The organism is Paraplanobispora takensis (assembly GCF_016863195.1).
GTDB classification, from domain to species: domain Bacteria; phylum Actinomycetota; class Actinomycetes; order Streptosporangiales; family Streptosporangiaceae; genus Planobispora; species Planobispora takensis.
In genome coordinates this window covers 1-14,982 of sequence record NZ_BOOK01000076.1, presented here as the reverse complement: position 1 = coordinate 14,982, position 14,982 = coordinate 1, and the positions used below count along the sequence as shown (strand labels likewise).

17 protein-coding genes and 1 pseudogene are annotated in these 14,982 nt (G+C 72.8%); 7 read left to right on the top strand and 11 right to left on the bottom strand.

Annotated features, from left to right (window positions below; genetic code table 11):
* Positions 1-39 precede the first annotated feature (39 nt).
* The gene (locus Pta02_RS38165; RefSeq protein WP_203879909.1) at positions 40-1,179 is read right to left on the bottom strand and encodes an FAD-dependent oxidoreductase; all 1,140 of its coding nucleotides are present in this window, start codon (positions 1,177-1,179) and stop codon (positions 40-42) included.
* A 95-nt stretch (positions 1,180-1,274) separates the two neighbouring features.
* On the opposite strand from Pta02_RS38165, the gene Pta02_RS38160 reads away from it, so the two are divergent.
* A complete protein-coding gene (locus Pta02_RS38160) occupies positions 1,275-1,889 on the top strand; it encodes a TetR/AcrR family transcriptional regulator (protein WP_203879908.1) in 615 nt (204 codons plus the stop codon).
* A 113-nt stretch (positions 1,890-2,002) separates the two neighbouring features.
* On the opposite strand, the gene Pta02_RS38155 is transcribed toward Pta02_RS38160, so the two are convergent.
* The 4 genes from Pta02_RS38155 to Pta02_RS41715 all read right to left on the bottom strand — a co-directional run bounded on the left by Pta02_RS38155 (position 2,003) and on the right by Pta02_RS41715 (position 4,881).
* A complete protein-coding gene (locus Pta02_RS38155) occupies positions 2,003-2,419 on the bottom strand; it encodes a Clp protease N-terminal domain-containing protein (protein ID WP_203879907.1) in 417 nt (138 codons plus the stop codon).
* Between the two features lie 171 nt (positions 2,420-2,590).
* The gene (locus Pta02_RS38150; protein WP_203879906.1) at positions 2,591-3,778 is read right to left on the bottom strand and encodes a methyl-accepting chemotaxis protein; all 1,188 of its coding nucleotides are present in this window, start codon (positions 3,776-3,778) and stop codon (positions 2,591-2,593) included.
* Between the two features lie 157 nt (positions 3,779-3,935).
* Complete coding sequence (locus tag Pta02_RS38145) at positions 3,936-4,253, bottom strand: STAS domain-containing protein (RefSeq protein WP_203879905.1); 318 nt, start codon at positions 4,251-4,253, stop codon at positions 3,936-3,938.
* A 352-nt stretch (positions 4,254-4,605) separates the two neighbouring features.
* Positions 4,606-4,881 (bottom strand): TetR-like C-terminal domain-containing protein, encoded by a 276-nt coding sequence (locus Pta02_RS41715; protein ID WP_239131548.1) that lies wholly within the window; start codon positions 4,879-4,881, stop codon positions 4,606-4,608.
* A gap of 105 nt (positions 4,882-4,986) precedes the next feature.
* On the opposite strand from Pta02_RS41715, the pseudogene Pta02_RS38135 reads away from it, so the two are divergent.
* Positions 4,987-5,442 (top strand): annotated as a pseudogene (locus tag Pta02_RS38135) (cytochrome P450); the annotation flags it as partial.
* A 54-nt stretch (positions 5,443-5,496) separates the two neighbouring features.
* A complete protein-coding gene (locus Pta02_RS38130) occupies positions 5,497-5,697 on the top strand; it encodes a ferredoxin (protein WP_203879904.1) in 201 nt (66 codons plus the stop codon).
* A gap of 71 nt (positions 5,698-5,768) precedes the next feature.
* On the opposite strand, the gene Pta02_RS38125 is transcribed toward Pta02_RS38130, so the two are convergent.
* Positions 5,769-6,170 (bottom strand): DUF6223 family protein, encoded by a 402-nt coding sequence (locus Pta02_RS38125; RefSeq protein ID WP_203879903.1) that lies wholly within the window; start codon positions 6,168-6,170, stop codon positions 5,769-5,771.
* A 236-nt stretch (positions 6,171-6,406) separates the two neighbouring features.
* On the opposite strand from Pta02_RS38125, the gene Pta02_RS38120 reads away from it, so the two are divergent.
* Positions 6,407-7,534, top strand: coding sequence for a sensor histidine kinase (locus Pta02_RS38120; protein ID WP_203879902.1), 1,128 nt, complete (start codon positions 6,407-6,409; stop codon positions 7,532-7,534).
* On the top strand, positions 7,531-8,193 hold the full coding sequence (locus tag Pta02_RS38115; RefSeq protein WP_203879901.1) for a response regulator: 663 nt from the start codon (positions 7,531-7,533) through the stop codon (positions 8,191-8,193). The genes Pta02_RS38120 and Pta02_RS38115 overlap by 4 nt, the downstream gene beginning before the upstream one ends.
* Positions 8,194-8,241: 48 nt before the next feature.
* On the opposite strand, the gene Pta02_RS38110 is transcribed toward Pta02_RS38115, so the two are convergent.
* Complete coding sequence (locus tag Pta02_RS38110) at positions 8,242-9,153, bottom strand: NmrA/HSCARG family protein (protein WP_203879900.1); 912 nt, start codon at positions 9,151-9,153, stop codon at positions 8,242-8,244.
* Positions 9,154-9,270: 117 nt separating this feature from the next.
* Between Pta02_RS38110 and Pta02_RS38105 the strand changes: the two genes are divergently transcribed.
* Together Pta02_RS38105 and Pta02_RS42230 are read left to right on the top strand one after the other, a co-directional pair.
* The gene (locus Pta02_RS38105; protein ID WP_239131547.1) at positions 9,271-9,924 is read left to right on the top strand and encodes a TetR/AcrR family transcriptional regulator; all 654 of its coding nucleotides are present in this window, start codon (positions 9,271-9,273) and stop codon (positions 9,922-9,924) included.
* A 161-nt stretch (positions 9,925-10,085) separates the two neighbouring features.
* Positions 10,086-11,633: a GAF domain-containing protein gene (locus Pta02_RS42230; RefSeq protein WP_203879899.1), complete on the top strand. Its 1,548-nt coding sequence runs from the start codon at positions 10,086-10,088 to the stop codon at positions 11,631-11,633.
* Here the strand turns inward: Pta02_RS42230 and Pta02_RS38095 are convergent.
* From Pta02_RS38095 to Pta02_RS42130, 4 genes are all read right to left on the bottom strand, one after another.
* Positions 11,630-12,856, bottom strand: coding sequence for an AI-2E family transporter (locus Pta02_RS38095; protein ID WP_203879898.1), 1,227 nt, complete (start codon positions 12,854-12,856; stop codon positions 11,630-11,632). The two genes, Pta02_RS42230 and Pta02_RS38095, sit on opposite strands and share 4 nt — an antisense overlap.
* A 146-nt stretch (positions 12,857-13,002) precedes the next feature.
* The gene (locus Pta02_RS38090) at positions 13,003-13,395 is read right to left on the bottom strand and encodes a VOC family protein (protein ID WP_203879897.1); all 393 of its coding nucleotides are present in this window, start codon (positions 13,393-13,395) and stop codon (positions 13,003-13,005) included.
* Complete coding sequence (locus tag Pta02_RS38085; protein WP_203879896.1) at positions 13,392-14,165, bottom strand: arsenate reductase/protein-tyrosine-phosphatase family protein; 774 nt, start codon at positions 14,163-14,165, stop codon at positions 13,392-13,394. Before Pta02_RS38085 ends, Pta02_RS38090 begins: the two co-directional genes overlap by 4 nt.
* A gap of 101 nt (positions 14,166-14,266) precedes the next feature.
* Positions 14,267-14,982, bottom strand: a 716-nt coding sequence (locus tag Pta02_RS42130) for an FG-GAP repeat domain-containing protein (protein ID WP_203879895.1), incomplete at its 5' end; no start/stop codon positions are given.

Below are 14,982 nucleotides of genomic sequence, written 5' to 3'. Positions count from 1 at the left end.
ACGGGTCGAATCGTACCCCGGAGAACCTTCCGAAAGAGCTCAGGACGACCGGACCTCGGGCAGGCGTCCGGGGTCGTGGTCGTACAGCCAGCCGGTGGCCTTGGGATGGAAGCGGTTGAAGAAGAACGGCATCATGATCTCTCTGAGCCGGGCCGCCATCGGACCGGCCGTCTTGGCGTCCCGGTTGGCGGCCGCGCTCTTGGCCAGCTTGCCCGCGCGGTCGTGGCGCAGCCGGTCGAAGCCGGCCAGGGCCGCGGGGACGGTCCGCGCCGAGGCGAGTTCGCGGGCGAGCGCGACGGCGTCCTCGATCGCCATCGAGGCGCCCTGTCCGGCGCCGACCGGATGGGCCGCGTCGCCGACCAGGACGGTGCGCCCGTCATGGCGGCGGGTCACCGGGGGCAGCACGTGCAGCAGCGTGGCGGCGGTCACCGCCGAGGAGGCGCGCAGTACGGCGAGCGGGGTCTTCTCGGTCCGGAACAGCTCGGCCAGCTCCGCCGGTCCGACGGCGCTCAGGTCCGGCGGGGGGACGGGCGCGGCGACCTGGGCCGACCACCAGAGGCTGCCGCCGGGGGCGGGCAGATAGATGAAGGCCCCGCGTCGCGCGAAGACCATGTTGAAACCCTGCGGCCGGTCGCCGGGCGGGCGGACGGGCCGGTCGGTGACGCCGGAGACGGAGTACAGGCCCGCGTAGCGGGGTTCGGGGCAGGCGGGGTCCAGCGCCCGGCGGGTGGCCGACCAGATGCCGTCCGCTCCGACGACGAGGTCGGCGTCACCGGTCAGCGGATCGCGCGGGTCGCCGGAGAGCCGCCTGCCCACGACGATCCGGGCCCCGGCGCGCTCGGCCTCCCGCCGGAGCGCGCCCACCAGGTCGGCGCGCATCAGCGTCACGCTGCGGAGCGGGTCACCCGGGCGCCGGCCCCTGGGCACGTCGCCGAGCGGCCGGTCCCTGCCGGACCACATGCGCTGGCGGTCCACCGGGAAGCCCGCCCGCTGGACCTCCTCCAGGCAGCCCAGGGCTTCCAGGGCGCGCAACCCGTTGACGGACAGGCTGACGAACGACCCGACCGGCCCGGCGGGGTCCTCGTGCGCCTCGTAGAGCGTGACCTGTGCCCCGATCCGGCTCAGGGCGATCGCGCTCGCCGCGCCGGCGACTCCGCCGCCCACCACTGCCACGTGCATGCCGTACCTCCTGAATATAAATTCACCGAATTCATATTCGGTGAAATCGGGTTCAGTATGCTTGTGCGGCGAACACGAGGTCAAGAGGAGGTCCGGTGGGAGTGCGCAAGGCGAGGGCGGCGGAGACCGAGGCGGCGTTGAAGGAGGCCGCGCTGCGGCAGTTCGCCGAACGCGGCTACCTGAACACGAAGATCACCGACATCACGGCAGCGGCCGGCCGGGCCACGGGCTCCTTCTACGACCACTTCGCGAGCAAGGACGCCCTGCTCCAGGCCCTGCTCGCCGACCTGCACGGCAAGGCGCACGACCGGCTCGCCGGACAGGAGCACCCGCCGCACGACCTGACGGACCCCGACCAGCTCCACGAGCACCTGGCGGTGGCCTGGCACCTGATGCGCGGCAACCGGCCCGTCATGATCGCCCTGTTCGAACAGGCGATGGCCGCCGGCCCGGGCGCCGGGCGGCTGTGGCAGCGCCTGACCGAGGACACCCAGGTGCTGCGCGAGCATCTGGAGCACCTACGGGAGAGCGGGCGCCCGCTGCCGGGCGATCCGGAACTGGTCGCGGCGGCGATGGGGGCGATGTTGTCGATGCTCGCCTACGCGCTGCCCGGCGAGGACCCCGGCCGCTCCGACGACGAGGTGGTCGGCATCCTCGCCCGGCTCCTGCTGCACGGCCTGGCCGGCCCGGATTCCACGCCGGCCGGCTGACCCGTCACCGGGCTCCGCCGTACGGCCGGCCCGGGTGCCGTATCAGCCGGCTGACCCGTCACCGGGCTCCGCCGTACGGCCCGCTGCCGGGTCCCGCGTAGCGCGTCCCCGGTTCAGCGGCCGTGCAGCACCGCGACGACCTGGGTGCGGGTCTCCTCCAGGCCGACGCCCAAGGCCTGGGGGCCCTCTTGGCGGATGAGGCCGAGCAGGAGGTGCTCGGTCCCGATGTAGGCGTGCCCGAGCCCGGCGGCCTGGAGGCGGGCCTGCCCGACGATGCTGCGCAGATCCGCCTCCGGCGCCCGGATGCGCGTGCGGCCGGCGTCGACGCCGAGGCGGGTGAGCACCATGACGGCGACGCTGTCGTCTCGGCGGGCCAGCCCCGCCAGGAGGTGCCTGGAGGTGGGGTGATCGTCGCCCAGGATGCGGGCCTCGCGCCCGGCCGCCTCCAGCGCCTTCCGGGCGCGATCGGTCAGCAGCCGCTCCAGCGGGCGGTGCAGGACCTTCCTGCGCCGTATGAGACCGCGCAGCATGGCGCCTCCTCGTGAGGGGAGTGCCTCGATCCTCTCACCGCGGCCGGGTGGTCAGAAGCGGAACATCTCGGCGAACCGGTCGAGGTGGGCCGGATCGCCGTGCAGGCGCAGGCCGTACGGCCCGCGCGGGGAGCCGTCGCGTCGACGCGGCCGGCGGGAGCGGGCTCCCCCTCAGCAGCGGAACGAGGAGGTCAGCCGGGTCAGCTCGGCGGACATCGAGGCGAGCTCGGCGGCGGCCTCGCGGGTCTGCCGGGTGGCCTCGCCGGCGTGGGAGGCGGCGTCGCGGACGTCGGTGATCGCCTCGGTGATCGCCGCGGAGCTCCGCGACACCTCGTCGGCGCCGCCGGCCATCGCACCGGTGACGGCGGTCTGCTCCTCCACGGCCGCGGCGATCATGCCCTGGTGGGAGGCGACCGACTGGATGACCGAGCCGATGCCGGAGACCGTCTCCACGACGCGTTCGGTGCCGGCCTGGATGTCGCCGATCCGCTGGGTGATCTCCTCGGTCGCCGCGGCGGTGGCCTGCGCCAGCTCCTTGACCTCGCCCGCGACGATGGCGAAGCCGCGACCGGCCTCTCCGGCGCGGGCCGCCTCGATGGTGGCGTTGAGGGCGAGCAGGTTGGTCTGCGAGGCGATGGCGGTGATGGAGCGCACCACCTCGCCGATGCGCTGCCCGGCCTCCCGGAGCAGGTCGACGTCGGCGGTGGCCCGGTCGGTGTTGACGATGGCCTCGGCGGTCACCGTGGAGACCGCCGTGGTGTTCGTGCTGATCTCCCTGATCGCGCCCTGCATCTCCTCGGTGGCGGTGGCGATGCCCGCGAGGTCGTGGGCCGAGGAGCGGACCGCGTGGTGGACCGTCTCCAGCCCCGTCGCCGTCTGCCCGACCGAGTCCGCCATCGCGGCGCTGGCGCCGTCCAGTTCGGCGGCGGCGTGCGCGAGCCGGCCGGCGGCCTCCCTGATGCCCCGGACGGTCCCGCCGACCTGGGAGGTCATCGTGTTGAACGAGCCGGCCAGCAGCGCGAGCTCGTCCTTGCCCATGATCTCCATGCGCTGCGTCATGTCGCCCTCGGCGGCCGCCATGGCCACCTTCGCGGCGTGCTTGAGGCCCCTGACGACGGTGAGCTGTACCGACAGCTGAATGCAGACGGCCAGGGGGATCAGCACGATCGGCAGCCAGAGCGCCACCGCGGAGAAGGTCTCCAGCCTGTCCCGGGCCGGTGCGCCGGCCGGCAACAGGGCCGCCGCCTCATCGGCCGCACCGCTGCCCATCACGCTCAGCGTGACGATGCCGCCGATATAGCCGAGCAGTGCCATGGCGTTGCGGGCCTTGGCCGGAATCCGTTCTACCAAGCGGTACATATGACGCTCCCTACCTCGATCGGCTCCATCGGCGGGACCGGGGCGGTCCTGAGGGTTTTTCGGGAGTGGAAATCGCCACGGGGACGACCTGGTACGGCCGGCAGGCCGGGGAGGTCACCTCACATCACATCACGATCAACCGCAAGGACCGGGCGCCCTACGGGCGGCAGGGGGCGCTGAAGCGCCGGTCCAGCCGGGTGATGCGCAGCAGCCGGGCGACGGCGCCGGAGACCCCGGCCAGCCGGATCCCGTGACCGTTGCGGCGGGCGTGGTCGTCGATGTGGACCAGGGCGGTCAGGCCGGAGGCGTCCATGAAGGTGACGCCGCGCAGGTCCAGCACGATGTCCGCCGGGCGCCGCCGTGCGAGCAGCGTTCTGCGGATGTGGGCTTCGAGCAGGGGAGCGGTGGTGATGTCGATCTCACCCCGGACCGTGACGAGGGCGTCGCCGGCGCCGTCGGTGTGGTCGGACATCATCAGGGGAACGTGTTGCGGGATCGATCGTCTATGTCTGAGTTTCATTTCCTTCTCCGCGGCGGGAGATCGGCCGGTGCGGCCGGTGGTGGGTGGCGCCGTGGGCGGGCCGGGCCTGCTCACGGCGGGTGTCCTCCGATGGTGACTCCCACGGGACACGCAACTGTAGGGCCGAAGGTCCCCAAGCCGACCGGCCGGCAGGAGCGTGTCTTTCGAGGACTTTATGAATCTACAGCGTAAAGGAGGCTGTATCTGAAAATCCAAGGGATAAAAACAAGACAACCACAACAACGGGAAAAGAGCGAAACGGGCGGGGTGCCGGGAGCGCCCGTCCGGCGTTCCGCGATCGCGGATCCTAGTCGCGCGCGCCGAGGCGGTAGTGCGCGTTCAGCAGCGGCCAGGTGACCGCGGCCATCTGGGCGGGGCTCCGCGGGCATCGGTCCTGGAGCCAGTCGACGGCCACGCCGACGAGGGCGCCGGCGATGAACGCGGCCGTGACATCGTGGGGGACGTCGTGCGGGACGCCCTGCGGCAGGTCCCCGGCGTCGGCGCGGGCCATGTGGTCGTGGATGACCTCGGCGATGCGGCGGCGGATGTGGGCGACGACGCGCGCGCTGCCCTGCGGGCCCATCAGGGCGCGGTACAGCCCGGCGTGCTCGGCGAGGCTGGCGAAGAACGCCGTCAGCGACCGGATCGACTCGCGCGCCGGGTCCGCCGCGCCGGAGGCGGGGACGGGATGGTCTCCATGCTGCTGGCCGAGCGCGCCCGCTGGGAGCGGCTGCTGGCCGATCCGTCGCTGGTCCGCACGACGGTGGAGGAGGTGTTGCGCTTCGACGCCAACTCCGGCTTCGGCCTGCCGCGCTATCTGAGCGAGGAGATCGAGGTCGGCGGCACGGTGCTGCCCCGCGGCACCACCGTGATCTGCAGCATGGCCGCGGCCAACCGCGACGAGAGCGCCTTCGGCTCCGCCGCCGAGATGGACCTGGGCCGCAGCCCCAACCCGCACCTGGCCTTCGGCGTCGGCGCCCACTCCTGCCTGGGCCAGGCGCTGGCCCGCACCGAGCTGCAGGTCGTGCTGGAGGTACTGCTGCGCAGGCTCCCGAGCCTGGAGCTGGCCGTACCCGCGGGCGGGCTGGAACGGGTGGAGGGACTGGCCGTCGGCGGTCTGCGCACCGTCCCGGTGCGCTGGTGAGGAGACATCGCCCCGGGGACCGGCAGCCGCCCACCGGACCGGAGAGGATCCCGCATGAAGATCACTGTCGATGAGACCAAGTGCTGTGGCGCCGGTCAGTGCGTGCTGACCGCGCCGGAGGTGTTCGACCAGCGTGACGAGGACGGCGTCGTCGTCCTGCTGGAGCCGGAGCCCGGCGCGGACCAGTACGCCGCCGTCCGCGAGGCCGCCGCCGTGTGTCCCACCGCCGCCATCGAGGTGACCGGGCGGGGATAGCCGTACGGTGCCCCGTACCCCGCGGCCCCGGTCGGCGGGGTACGGGGCACCGCCGGGGCGCGCCGAGCCGGTCAGCCGGTCACCCGGCGGCGGGAGCGGGCCAGGGCCAGCCCGCCGAGGGTCACGGCGACCAGGCCGAGGAGCAGGTCCAGATAGCCCCCGACTATTCCGTAGCCGGTGCCGGGACCGCCCTTCGCGGCGGCCACGACCAGAGCGCCGACGAGCGCGCAGACCACTCCCGCCGTCAGGGCCGCGACGGCTCCCCTTCTCCCGGTGCCGTTGCCGATCCGGCCCGCCGAGCGGGCCAGGGCCAGCCCGCCGACGATCACACCGGCCAGCCCCGGCAACGCGGCCACCAGGGACCACAGCCGCCCGGAGGTCAGGACGTAGGAACCGACGGGGTCGGGCTGGAGCAGGACGTGCACGGCCGCCGGTGCGGTCGAGGCGGCGGCGAGCAGGCGATGGACTGACATGGGGTGCTCCTTACTCCATCTACGGATGGCGTCACTCCTGCGAGCGGCGTCACCCGATCCTGTCCGCAGGGCCCGCCGCCGGTCGTCCGGCGGAGGCAGACATTCCGCGGTGCCGCCGATGCCGTAGCCGGCCGCCGGGGGCACCGCGGAGGCCGCAGAGGTACCGCGTGCGCGGTAGGCGGCCGATCATCCGGACGCATGAGCCGCCCGCGCGGACATCCGGCTAGGGTGCGCCCATGGGTACAGAACGGTCCGGTTTCCGGGACGGTGCCGTGGACTGGGCGATCGCCGCCTGCGTGGCGACGGCGCTGCTGGTGACCGGGCTGTCCGGGCGGCACTCCGGCACGAGCCTCGACCTGCTCGGCTACGCGCTGCTGGCAGCCGGCGGCCTGGCGCTGGCCGTGCGCCGCCGGGCTCCGGTTCCCGTCCTGGCCGTCACCGGGCTGTGCGCGGTGGGCTACCAGGCGGCCGGGTTCGACGTGCCCGCCGTGGCGTACCTGTTCGCGGTGTACGCCGCCGTGCGGGCGGGCCACCGTACCGTCACGGTGGCGACCAGCGTGATCATGCTGGCCGCGCTTCCCGTCGCGGCCCTGGCCTCGGGCCTGCACGATACGGGCGAGGCGTTCGCGCAGGCCCGCGGAGCTCTTGAGCTGGCCTGGCTGATCGCCGCCGGTGCCGCGGGTGAGGCGCTGCGCCAGGCCGAGCGGCGGGCGGAGGAGGCCGAGCGCACCCGTGAGGAGACCGCGCGGCGCCGCGCCGACGAGGAGCGGCTGCACATCGCGCGGGAGCTGCACGATTCGCTCACCCACCAGATCTCGATCATCAAGGTGCAGAGTGAGGTCGCCGTCCACCTGGCCCGCAGGCGCGGTGAACAGGTGCCGGAGGCCCTGCTGGCGATCCAGGAGGCCGGGCGTGAGGCGACGCGGGAACTGCGCGCGACCCTGCAGGCGCTGCGCGACGACGACACGACCCCGCCGCGCGGCCTCGATCACGTCCGGGAACTGGTGGAGAAGGCCCGCACCATCGGCCTGGAGACGACGCTGACGATCGAGGGGCAGCGGCACGACGTGCCGGCCGCGGTGAGCCGGACCGTCTACCGGATCGTCCAGGAGTCGCTGACCAACGTCGCCCGGCACGCCGCCGCCGCCACCGCCTCGGTCCGGATCGACTACCGTCCCGACGCCCTGGCGATACGCATCGACGACGACGGCAGGGCCACGCCGGAAACCGCCCCGGTGCCCGGCGTCGGTCTGCTCGGGATGCGCGAGCGCGTCACCGCGCTCGGCGGGCGCCTGCGTGCGGAGCCGCGCAGCGGGGGAGGGTTCACCGTCCAGGCCGAGCTCCCCGTGGACCGGGCGTCGTGATCCGTGTCCTGCTGGTCGACGACCAGCCGCTCATCCGCAGCGGATTCCGCGCGATCCTCGACCTCGAAGACGACATCGAGGTGGTGGCCGAGGCCGGTGACGGGCTGCGGGGTCTGGAGCTGGCCCGGGAGCACCTGCCCGACATCGCGCTCGTCGACATCCAGATGCCGGTCGTCGACGGCATCGAGGCGACCCGGCGCATCGCCGCGGACCCGGCCCTGGCCGGGGTGCACGTCGTCATCCTGACCAACTACGGCCTGGACGAGTACGTCTTCGACGCGCTGCGCGCCGGCGCGGCCGGGTTCCTGGTCAAGGACATCGTGCCCGAGGACTTCCTGCACGCCGTACGCGTGGCCGCGCGCGGTGACGCGCTGCTCGCCCCGTCGATCACCCGCAAGCTCATCAGCAGGTACCTCACCCGGCCGCTGAGGACCGGAGCCGCCACGGGAGCGGGGGAGTTGACCAACCGGGAGCGCGAGGCCGTCGTCCTGGTCGCGCAGGGGTTGTCCAACGACGAGATCGCCGACCGCATGGTGATCAGCCCGCTGACCGCGAAGACCCACGTCAACCGGGCCATGACCAAGCTCCGGGCCCGTGACCGCGCTCAGCTGGTCGTCTTCGCCTACGAGTCCGGCCTGGTGGTCCCGGGCGGTTCCTGAGCTCGCGCCGTTGTTAATCCACAACGTGAAGCGGTTCCTCATTGAAGATCAACCACGGTCACCAGCCGCCCGCAGACCCAGGAAAGCAGCGATGCGGAGGGCTCCGGTCCGCTCCAGCCAGGTGCGCAGATCCATCAGGCCGGGATGCAGCGCGCGGGTGAAGGCGACGTCGGCGCGGTAGCCGCGTTCGTTGAGCCAGGTGTAGGCGTAGGCGAACTCCTCGCCGGCCGCGGCGACCACCTCGATCGGGATCCGGACGTACGGCAGCGGCCGTCCGACGGCCTCGGAGATGGCCGCGGCGATCTGGAGCGGGGTCAGTTCGTCTCCGGCCAGGTCCACCGCGCGCCCGATCCACTGGCCCGGCTGGGCGAAGGCCAGGCAGGCGAAGGCGCCGACGTCGTCGACGGCCATGATCTGCTGCGGTACGTCGGCGGCGAACGCGGTGGCCACGGTGCCCTCGTGCAGGTGGTAGGCGCCGGTGTAGTTCTCCATGAAGGAGACCGGGCGCAGGAAGGTGGCGGGCAGGCCCAGCCGGGTGATGTGCCGTTCGATGCGCCATTTGCTGATCGTGTTCTGCGGCAGCTTCTCGGTGTCGTGGCGGCCGGCGCCCGCGAGTGAGGCGTAGACCAGGTGCCGTATCCCGGTGGCGTGTGCCGCGTCGGCGATGTTGCGGCCCCAGCGGACCTCGTCCTCGGCGGAGAAGCCCGCCGGGGTGCCGGGGGAGCCGACGGTGGGGTGCACGCTGAACAGCCCGTAGGCGTCCTGGGCCGCGGCGACGAGTGAGGCGGTGTCGTCCATGTCGGCTCGGGTGAGTTCGGCGCCCGCCCGGGCCAGCGCCCGGGCGGGCGCGGCGTCCGGGTCGCGGGTGACGGCCCGCACCTTCCAGCCGTCGGCGAGCAGGTGTGCCGTCACGGCGCGGCCCTGCGGGCCGGTGGCTCCCATGACCACGATGGTCTTCACGGTGTGTCTCCGTTCCGGTGGGTTCGCGGGGCGACCGCCTAAGTGGGGTGGCCTTCCGCTTATGGACGGGTACGATATGGAGGGCCACCCCGTTTTTGCAAGCCCGCCGGAGAACGCATGCCGAAGGACAGCCGTCCCCCCTCGCCCCCACGGCCGATGCGCGCGGACGCGCGCCGTAACTACGAGCGCATCCTGGCCGCCGCGGCCGACGCCGTCGCCGAGTACGGGGCCGAGGCGTCCCTGGAGGAGATCGCCCGGCGCGCGGGCGTCGGCTCGGCCACGCTGCACCGGCACTTCCCTTCGAGGCAGCTGCTGCTGGAGGCCGTCTTCCGGGACAAGGTCGAGGTCCTGTGCGCCACCGCCGGTGACCTGGCCGCCGACCCCGATCCCGCGCACGCGTTGACATCCTGGCTGCGCGCCGTCGCCGCGCACGCGGTGTCCAACCGCGGCCTGGCCGCCTCGCTGATGCGCGGCGTCCGCGACGGCGATCCCGCTCTGGGCGCCACCTGCCACGCGATGATCGTCGATGCGGGGACGGGCCTGCTGGTCCGCGCCCGCCGGGCGAAGGCCGTACGGCCCGACGTCTCGATCACCGACCTGCTCACACTCGTCAACGCCATCTGCCTGGCCGTCGAGCGGGAGCCCGACGGCGCCGCCCGGGCCGACCGGCTGCTCGGTCTCGCACTCGCCGGGGTGCACCCCGCGCGGGAGGCGGCGGGGGACACGCCGCCGTCCCGGCCGGAAGGGTCCGGCCGGTCGTCGAGACCGTGAGGCGGATCGATGTCTCTTCGTGAAGCCGGTGGTTCGAGGGCCGCGGGCGCCGACCTGTCCGGACGAGGGATCGCTCAGGGGAGATTTTCCTTCATATCCGTCATCGGAGACCGAACAGAGCATGGTCGGGCGGATCGAACCGCCCGGCCGGAAGGAGAGCGATGTTCGGCCTATCGCGCCGGCCCACCACGCACCCGCTGCCGCCGGTGCCCCGTGACGTCGAGGCGCTCGAGCAGTTGCTGGCGGACATGGAGGCGGTCACCGACGAGGACAGCATGCTGCGCATCGCGGTCGAGAGCCTGTTGCGCTCGACCGGATTCGGCTACGGGGCGGCCTGGGTGTCCGATGGGCAGGCGGGGCTGCGGCGGTGCCTGGTCGGCGGGCCGCTGGCCGCGGCGCTGGAGAAGGACACCTCCGATCACCGGACGACGACGAACGGGCCGGTCGCCGAGGTGATGCGCTCGCGCCGCCCGTTCGTGGTCAACGAGCTGGAGTCCTGCGGTGACGAGCACGCCGCGGCCGCGATCCGGCACGGCATGAAGGCCGCCGTCTATCTGCCGGTCATCGAGGGCGAGCGGGTCGTCGCGGTGCTGATGTACCTGCATTCGCGGCCCATCCACGTCGAGGAGGGCCGCATGGGCAAGCTGGTGGCGATCTGCCGCATCGCCGGTCAGGCGCGTCAGCGGGCGATCGCCGCCGCGGCGCTGCGTCAGGAGGCCGACGACCGGCTGGCGGTGACCACCGTGGTCAGCAAGGTGGGCCAGGCCCTGACCGCTGACGCGGCGCTGCGCACCGCCCTGGAGTCGGTGCGCACCGCGTTCGGCTGGCAGTACGGCTCGTACTGGCGGATCGACCCGGCCGCGCGGGTGCTGAAGTTCGGCGTCGAGTCCGGTTCGGCCGGTCAGGAGTTCCGGGAGGTCACGCTGGCGGCCACGTTCGCCGAGGGGGTGGGCCTGTCCGGGCGGGCGTGGCGCTCGCGTGACCTGGTGTTCGTGCCCGATCTGGCCGAGGTGACCGACTGCGTGCGCGCTCCGGCCGCCCGGCGCGCCGGGGTCCGTTCCGGAGTGTGCTTCCCGATCATGGATGGTGATCAGGTGGTCGGGACCATGGACTTCTTCACCACCGAGAGGATCGAACTGAGCCCGTCGCGGGCCTCGGCCCTGCGCAACGTGCAGCAGCTGGTCAGCCAGCGTCTGTCGGTGTTGCGGCGTGCCGACGAGGACGAGACCAGGGCGCGGGCGCTGCTGGACACCGTGGAGCGGCTGCGGGCCGCCAGTCAGGACGCCGCCGTCGTGGCCCGGGAGGCCGCCGCGCGGTCGGAGACGATGACGGGGGAGGTCGGTTCGCTGGGTGCGGCGTCGGCGGCGATCGGCGACATCATCAAGATCATCTCAGGGATCGCCGAGCAGACCAACCTGCTGGCCCTCAACGCCACCATCGAGGCCGCCCGCGCGGGCGAGAGCGGCAAGGGGTTCGCGGTGGTGGCCGCGGAGGTCAAGGAGCTGGCCCGGGAGACGGCCGAGGCGACCGGCAAGGTCGCCGAGCAGATCGCCGGCATCCAGTCCAGCGCCCGGTCGGTGGCGGAGGGCATCCACACCACCAGCGAGATCATCGGCCGGATGGACGCGGTGCAGGTGCTCATCGGCGAGGCGCTGGAGGAGCAGGCCGGCATGGCCCGCGCGTTCGACCGGGGCTTCGACCGGGGCTAAGGCGCCGGCGGCTCCTGCTGCGGTGTCTGCGGTGTCTGCGGTGTCTGCGGTGTCGCCTGTGGTGCGGTCTGCTGCGCCGGCGGCGGCTCCTGTTGCACCGCCTTCGCGTGCGGTTCGAGCCGCGCCGCCTCCGCCTCCGCCTGCGGCTCCGGTTCCTGCCGCGCTTCGCTGAGCTGCTCGCGCATGTAGTTCCACACCACCGCCATCAGCGCGGCCGCCGGCACCGCGAGCAGGCTGCCGACGATGCCCGCCAGGCTGCCGCCGAGCGCGACCGCGAGCAGGACCACCGCCGCGTGCAGGCCCAGGCCGCGGCTCTGCACCATGGGCTGGAAGACGTTGCCCTCGAGCTGCTGCACCACGATGATGATGGCCAGCACGATGAGGGCGTCGGTCAGGCCGTTGGACACCAGGGCGATGAGCACGGCCACGAAGCCGGCGAACAGGGCGCCGATGATCGGCACGAACGCCGACACGAACGTCAGCACGGCCAGGGGGAGCACCAGGGGCACGCCCACGATCCACAGGCCCAGCCCGATGAAGACCGCGTCGAGCAGGCCGACGAAGGCCTGGGAGCGGACGAACGCCTCCAGGGTGTTCCAGCCGCGCGTGGCGACGACCGGGATGTGGACGGCGAGCCGGCCGGGCAGCTGGCGGGTCAGCCAGGGCAGGAAGCGGGGGCCGTCCTTCAGGAAGAAGAACATCAGGAACAGGGCCAGCACCGCGGTGACGATGCCGTTGGCCACCGTGCCCACGCCGGTGAAGGTGGCGGTGACGATGCTGCCGACGCTGTCCTGGATGCGCGCGACCGCGGTGTCGAACGCCCGGGTGATCTCGTCGTCGCCGATGTTCAACGGCGGGCCGGCGGCCCACTGCCGCATCTGCTCGATGCCCTCGACCACGCCGCTGGCCAGTTCTCCGGACTGGGAGGCGACCGGTACGGCGATCAGCACCACGATGCCCGCCGCCACCAGGAAGAACAGTATGGTCGACACCGACGCGGCCAGGGCCGGGCGCCATCCGCGCCGGCGCAGGAAGCCGGTGGGCGGCCACGTCAGGGTGGTCAGCAGCAGCGCGACGATCACCGGCCACACGATCGGCCACATCCGGCCCAGCACCCACAGCGCCGCGGCGATCATCAGCAGGACCGAGAGCAGTTCCAGGCAGATGCGGGCCGAAGTGCGCAATGCCGATCGGGTCTTCGCGGAGCTCAGCGTGGCAGGCATGAGATCACTTTAGGGCGCCCGGTGTGGATCACGGCCCGCGGCGTGCGCGGAGGGTGATGTCGGTTCCGCATCGGGTCTCGTGGCGGAAGGAGGCCGGGGTGGTCGGGGAGTCTGCCGGCCGATCACCGGCAGGACGCGACGGGGTCTCAGGTCCGTGCCGGGGTGCGGGCGGGTTCGAAGAGCTCGACGAGGTTGCCGGCGGGGTCGGTGAGCAGGATCTGGCGTCCGCCGGGGCCGGCGACCACATCGCTGCGGAAGGGTAGCCCGGCGCCGCGCAGCCGGTCGATCTCGCCGTCGAGGTCGTCGACGACGAGGTGGATGCGGTTGCGGCCGGCGGGGGTGTCCTGAGGAGTGGCCCGGGCGCCGGAGCTGGCCGGTCCGGACAGCAGCAGTCGCAGCGGCCCGCGGACCACGTCGGCGAAGGCCGGCGAGGCGTCGGTGCTCAGTGTGAAGCCGAGGTGGGTGGTGTAGAAGGCGACGGCCGCCTTCACATCGTCGACGAGGTAGCGGACACTCGCCAGCTGATCGGATGCGTTCATGACGAAGCCTCCTGTGAGGTGAGGACGGGTATCAGGTGCCCGATGCGGGTGTCGATCTCGGCCGCGGTGCGGACGAAGGCGGGGTAGCCGGCCTTCTCCGCGGCGGGGTCGGGGACGCTCCAGTGGATGCGCCGGGGGTGACCGCCGATGCCGGAACAGGCTTCCCGGACCTTGTCGCACAGGCTGATCACGTAGTCGAACCGGCGGCCCGCCGTACTGTCCAGGTGTCGTGGGCGCCAGTCCCGCAGGTCGATGCCGTAGCCCTCGCGCAGGGCCCGTGCGGCGTCGAGGTGGAGGTGCGGCCGGGGATGGCTGCCCGCGCTGGTCACCTCGACGTGGCCGCCGGCGCGATGGCGCAGCAGGGCCTCGGCGATGGGCGAGCGGGCGCTGTTGCCGGTGCAGGTGAACAGCACCGCGGGCCGGTGCGCGGATGCGGGCGCCGGCGGCGGGACCGGACCGGCAGCCGTCAGGATGGAGTGCAGCGCGGGGTGCAGCGCGGCGCCGGTGGCGGCCAGGGCCCGGGCGCAGCGGTCCAGGTCCAGGCGGTAGTAGCTGTCGCGGGCGTCGAAGGTGCTGCGCCTCATGGTGACCAGCCCGCCGTCGCGCAGCAGCCGCAGGTGGTAGGAGAGCAGGTTCTGCGGCTGGCCGATGAGCTCCACCAGTTCGCGCACCCGGTAGTCGCCTGCGGCCAGCTCGCTCATCAGCCGCCACCGCAGCGGATGGGCGGCCAGGCGCAGGAAGGCCGGAGCGGCGTGAGCCGGGGACGCCATACCCCGAGAATACATCAAACTGTTTTGATGCATTCGAGGGCGGCCGGTACGGCGAAGCCCGCTCCGCCGTACCGGCACGTGAGGTGATCACCCCGCGGGCGTCAGCCCCGTCCCGGATTCGCCTTGATGACCTTCTTCACCTTCGTCTGCGCGGCCTTCTGCTTGGCCTTCAGCTTCGGGTTCGCCTTCGGCGTGGGCGCCGGCTTGGGGGCGGGCTTGGGCGCCGGCTTGACCGGAGGCCTGGGCTTGGCCGGGGGGAGCGGCGTCTGCACGGGGATGGTCGGCGTCGGCGTCGGCGTGGGCGTGGAAGCGGGGCCGCAGGCGTTCATCAGGACCGACACGGCGTTGGCGGAGATGTTCGCGATGGCCAGGTCCTTGTGGCCGTCGCCGTCGAAGTCGCCGGTCACGACCTGCTGGGGGACGTTCCCCGGCTCGTAGGTGACGGCGGTCTGGAAGGTGCCGTCGCCGTTGCCCTGCATCACCAGCAGGTGACCCGGGTCGAACATGCCCGGCGGCTGCGTCGTCGCCAGGAGGTCGGCGGCGCCGTCGCCGTTGACGTCCTCGGCCAGGACGTTTTCGAGTATCGCTCCCGGCACGAGGTCGGCGCCGGGCTGGAAGGTGCCGTCGCCGACGCCGTTCAGCACCGACACCACACCGTAGTTCGACGTCGCGACCAGGTCGGTGACGCCGTCGCCGCCGAGGTCGGCCGCGGTGAGGAGCTGGTACTGCGCGCCCCCGTTGTAGTAGGTGACCGCCGGGTGGAAGCTGCCGTCGCCGACGCCGCGCCGTACCCCGACGTAGCGGCTCCCCCCCCCCC

Bases quoted from the DNA above. Each gene is read 5' to 3' on its own strand.
- Pta02_RS38165 (WP_203879909.1), bottom strand. From the start codon at position 1,179: ATGCACGTGGCAGTGGTGGGCGGCGGAGTCGCCGGCGCGGCGAGCGCG.
- Pta02_RS38155 (WP_203879907.1), bottom strand. From the start codon at position 2,419: ATGCTGCGCGGTCTCATACGGCGCAGGAAGGTCCTGCACCGCCCGCTG.
- Pta02_RS38150 (WP_203879906.1), bottom strand. From the start codon at position 3,778: ATGTACCGCTTGGTAGAACGGATTCCGGCCAAGGCCCGCAACGCCATG.
- Pta02_RS38145 (WP_203879905.1), bottom strand. From the start codon at position 4,253: ATGATGTCCGACCACACCGACGGCGCCGGCGACGCCCTCGTCACGGTC.
- Pta02_RS41715 (WP_239131548.1), bottom strand. From the start codon at position 4,881: ATGGGCCCGCAGGGCAGCGCGCGCGTCGTCGCCCACATCCGCCGCCGC.
- Pta02_RS38130 (WP_203879904.1), top strand. From the start codon at position 5,497: ATGAAGATCACTGTCGATGAGACCAAGTGCTGTGGCGCCGGTCAGTGC.
- Pta02_RS38125 (WP_203879903.1), bottom strand. From the start codon at position 6,170: ATGTCAGTCCATCGCCTGCTCGCCGCCGCCTCGACCGCACCGGCGGCC.
- Pta02_RS38120 (WP_203879902.1), top strand. From the start codon at position 6,407: ATGGGTACAGAACGGTCCGGTTTCCGGGACGGTGCCGTGGACTGGGCG.
- Pta02_RS38105 (WP_239131547.1), top strand. From the start codon at position 9,271: ATGCCGAAGGACAGCCGTCCCCCCTCGCCCCCACGGCCGATGCGCGCG.
- Pta02_RS42230 (WP_203879899.1), top strand. From the start codon at position 10,086: ATGTTCGGCCTATCGCGCCGGCCCACCACGCACCCGCTGCCGCCGGTG.
- Pta02_RS38095 (WP_203879898.1), bottom strand. From the start codon at position 12,856: ATGCCTGCCACGCTGAGCTCCGCGAAGACCCGATCGGCATTGCGCACT.
- Pta02_RS38090 (WP_203879897.1), bottom strand. From the start codon at position 13,395: ATGAACGCATCCGATCAGCTGGCGAGTGTCCGCTACCTCGTCGACGAT.
- Pta02_RS38085 (WP_203879896.1), bottom strand. From the start codon at position 14,165: ATGGCGTCCCCGGCTCACGCCGCTCCGGCCTTCCTGCGCCTGGCCGCC.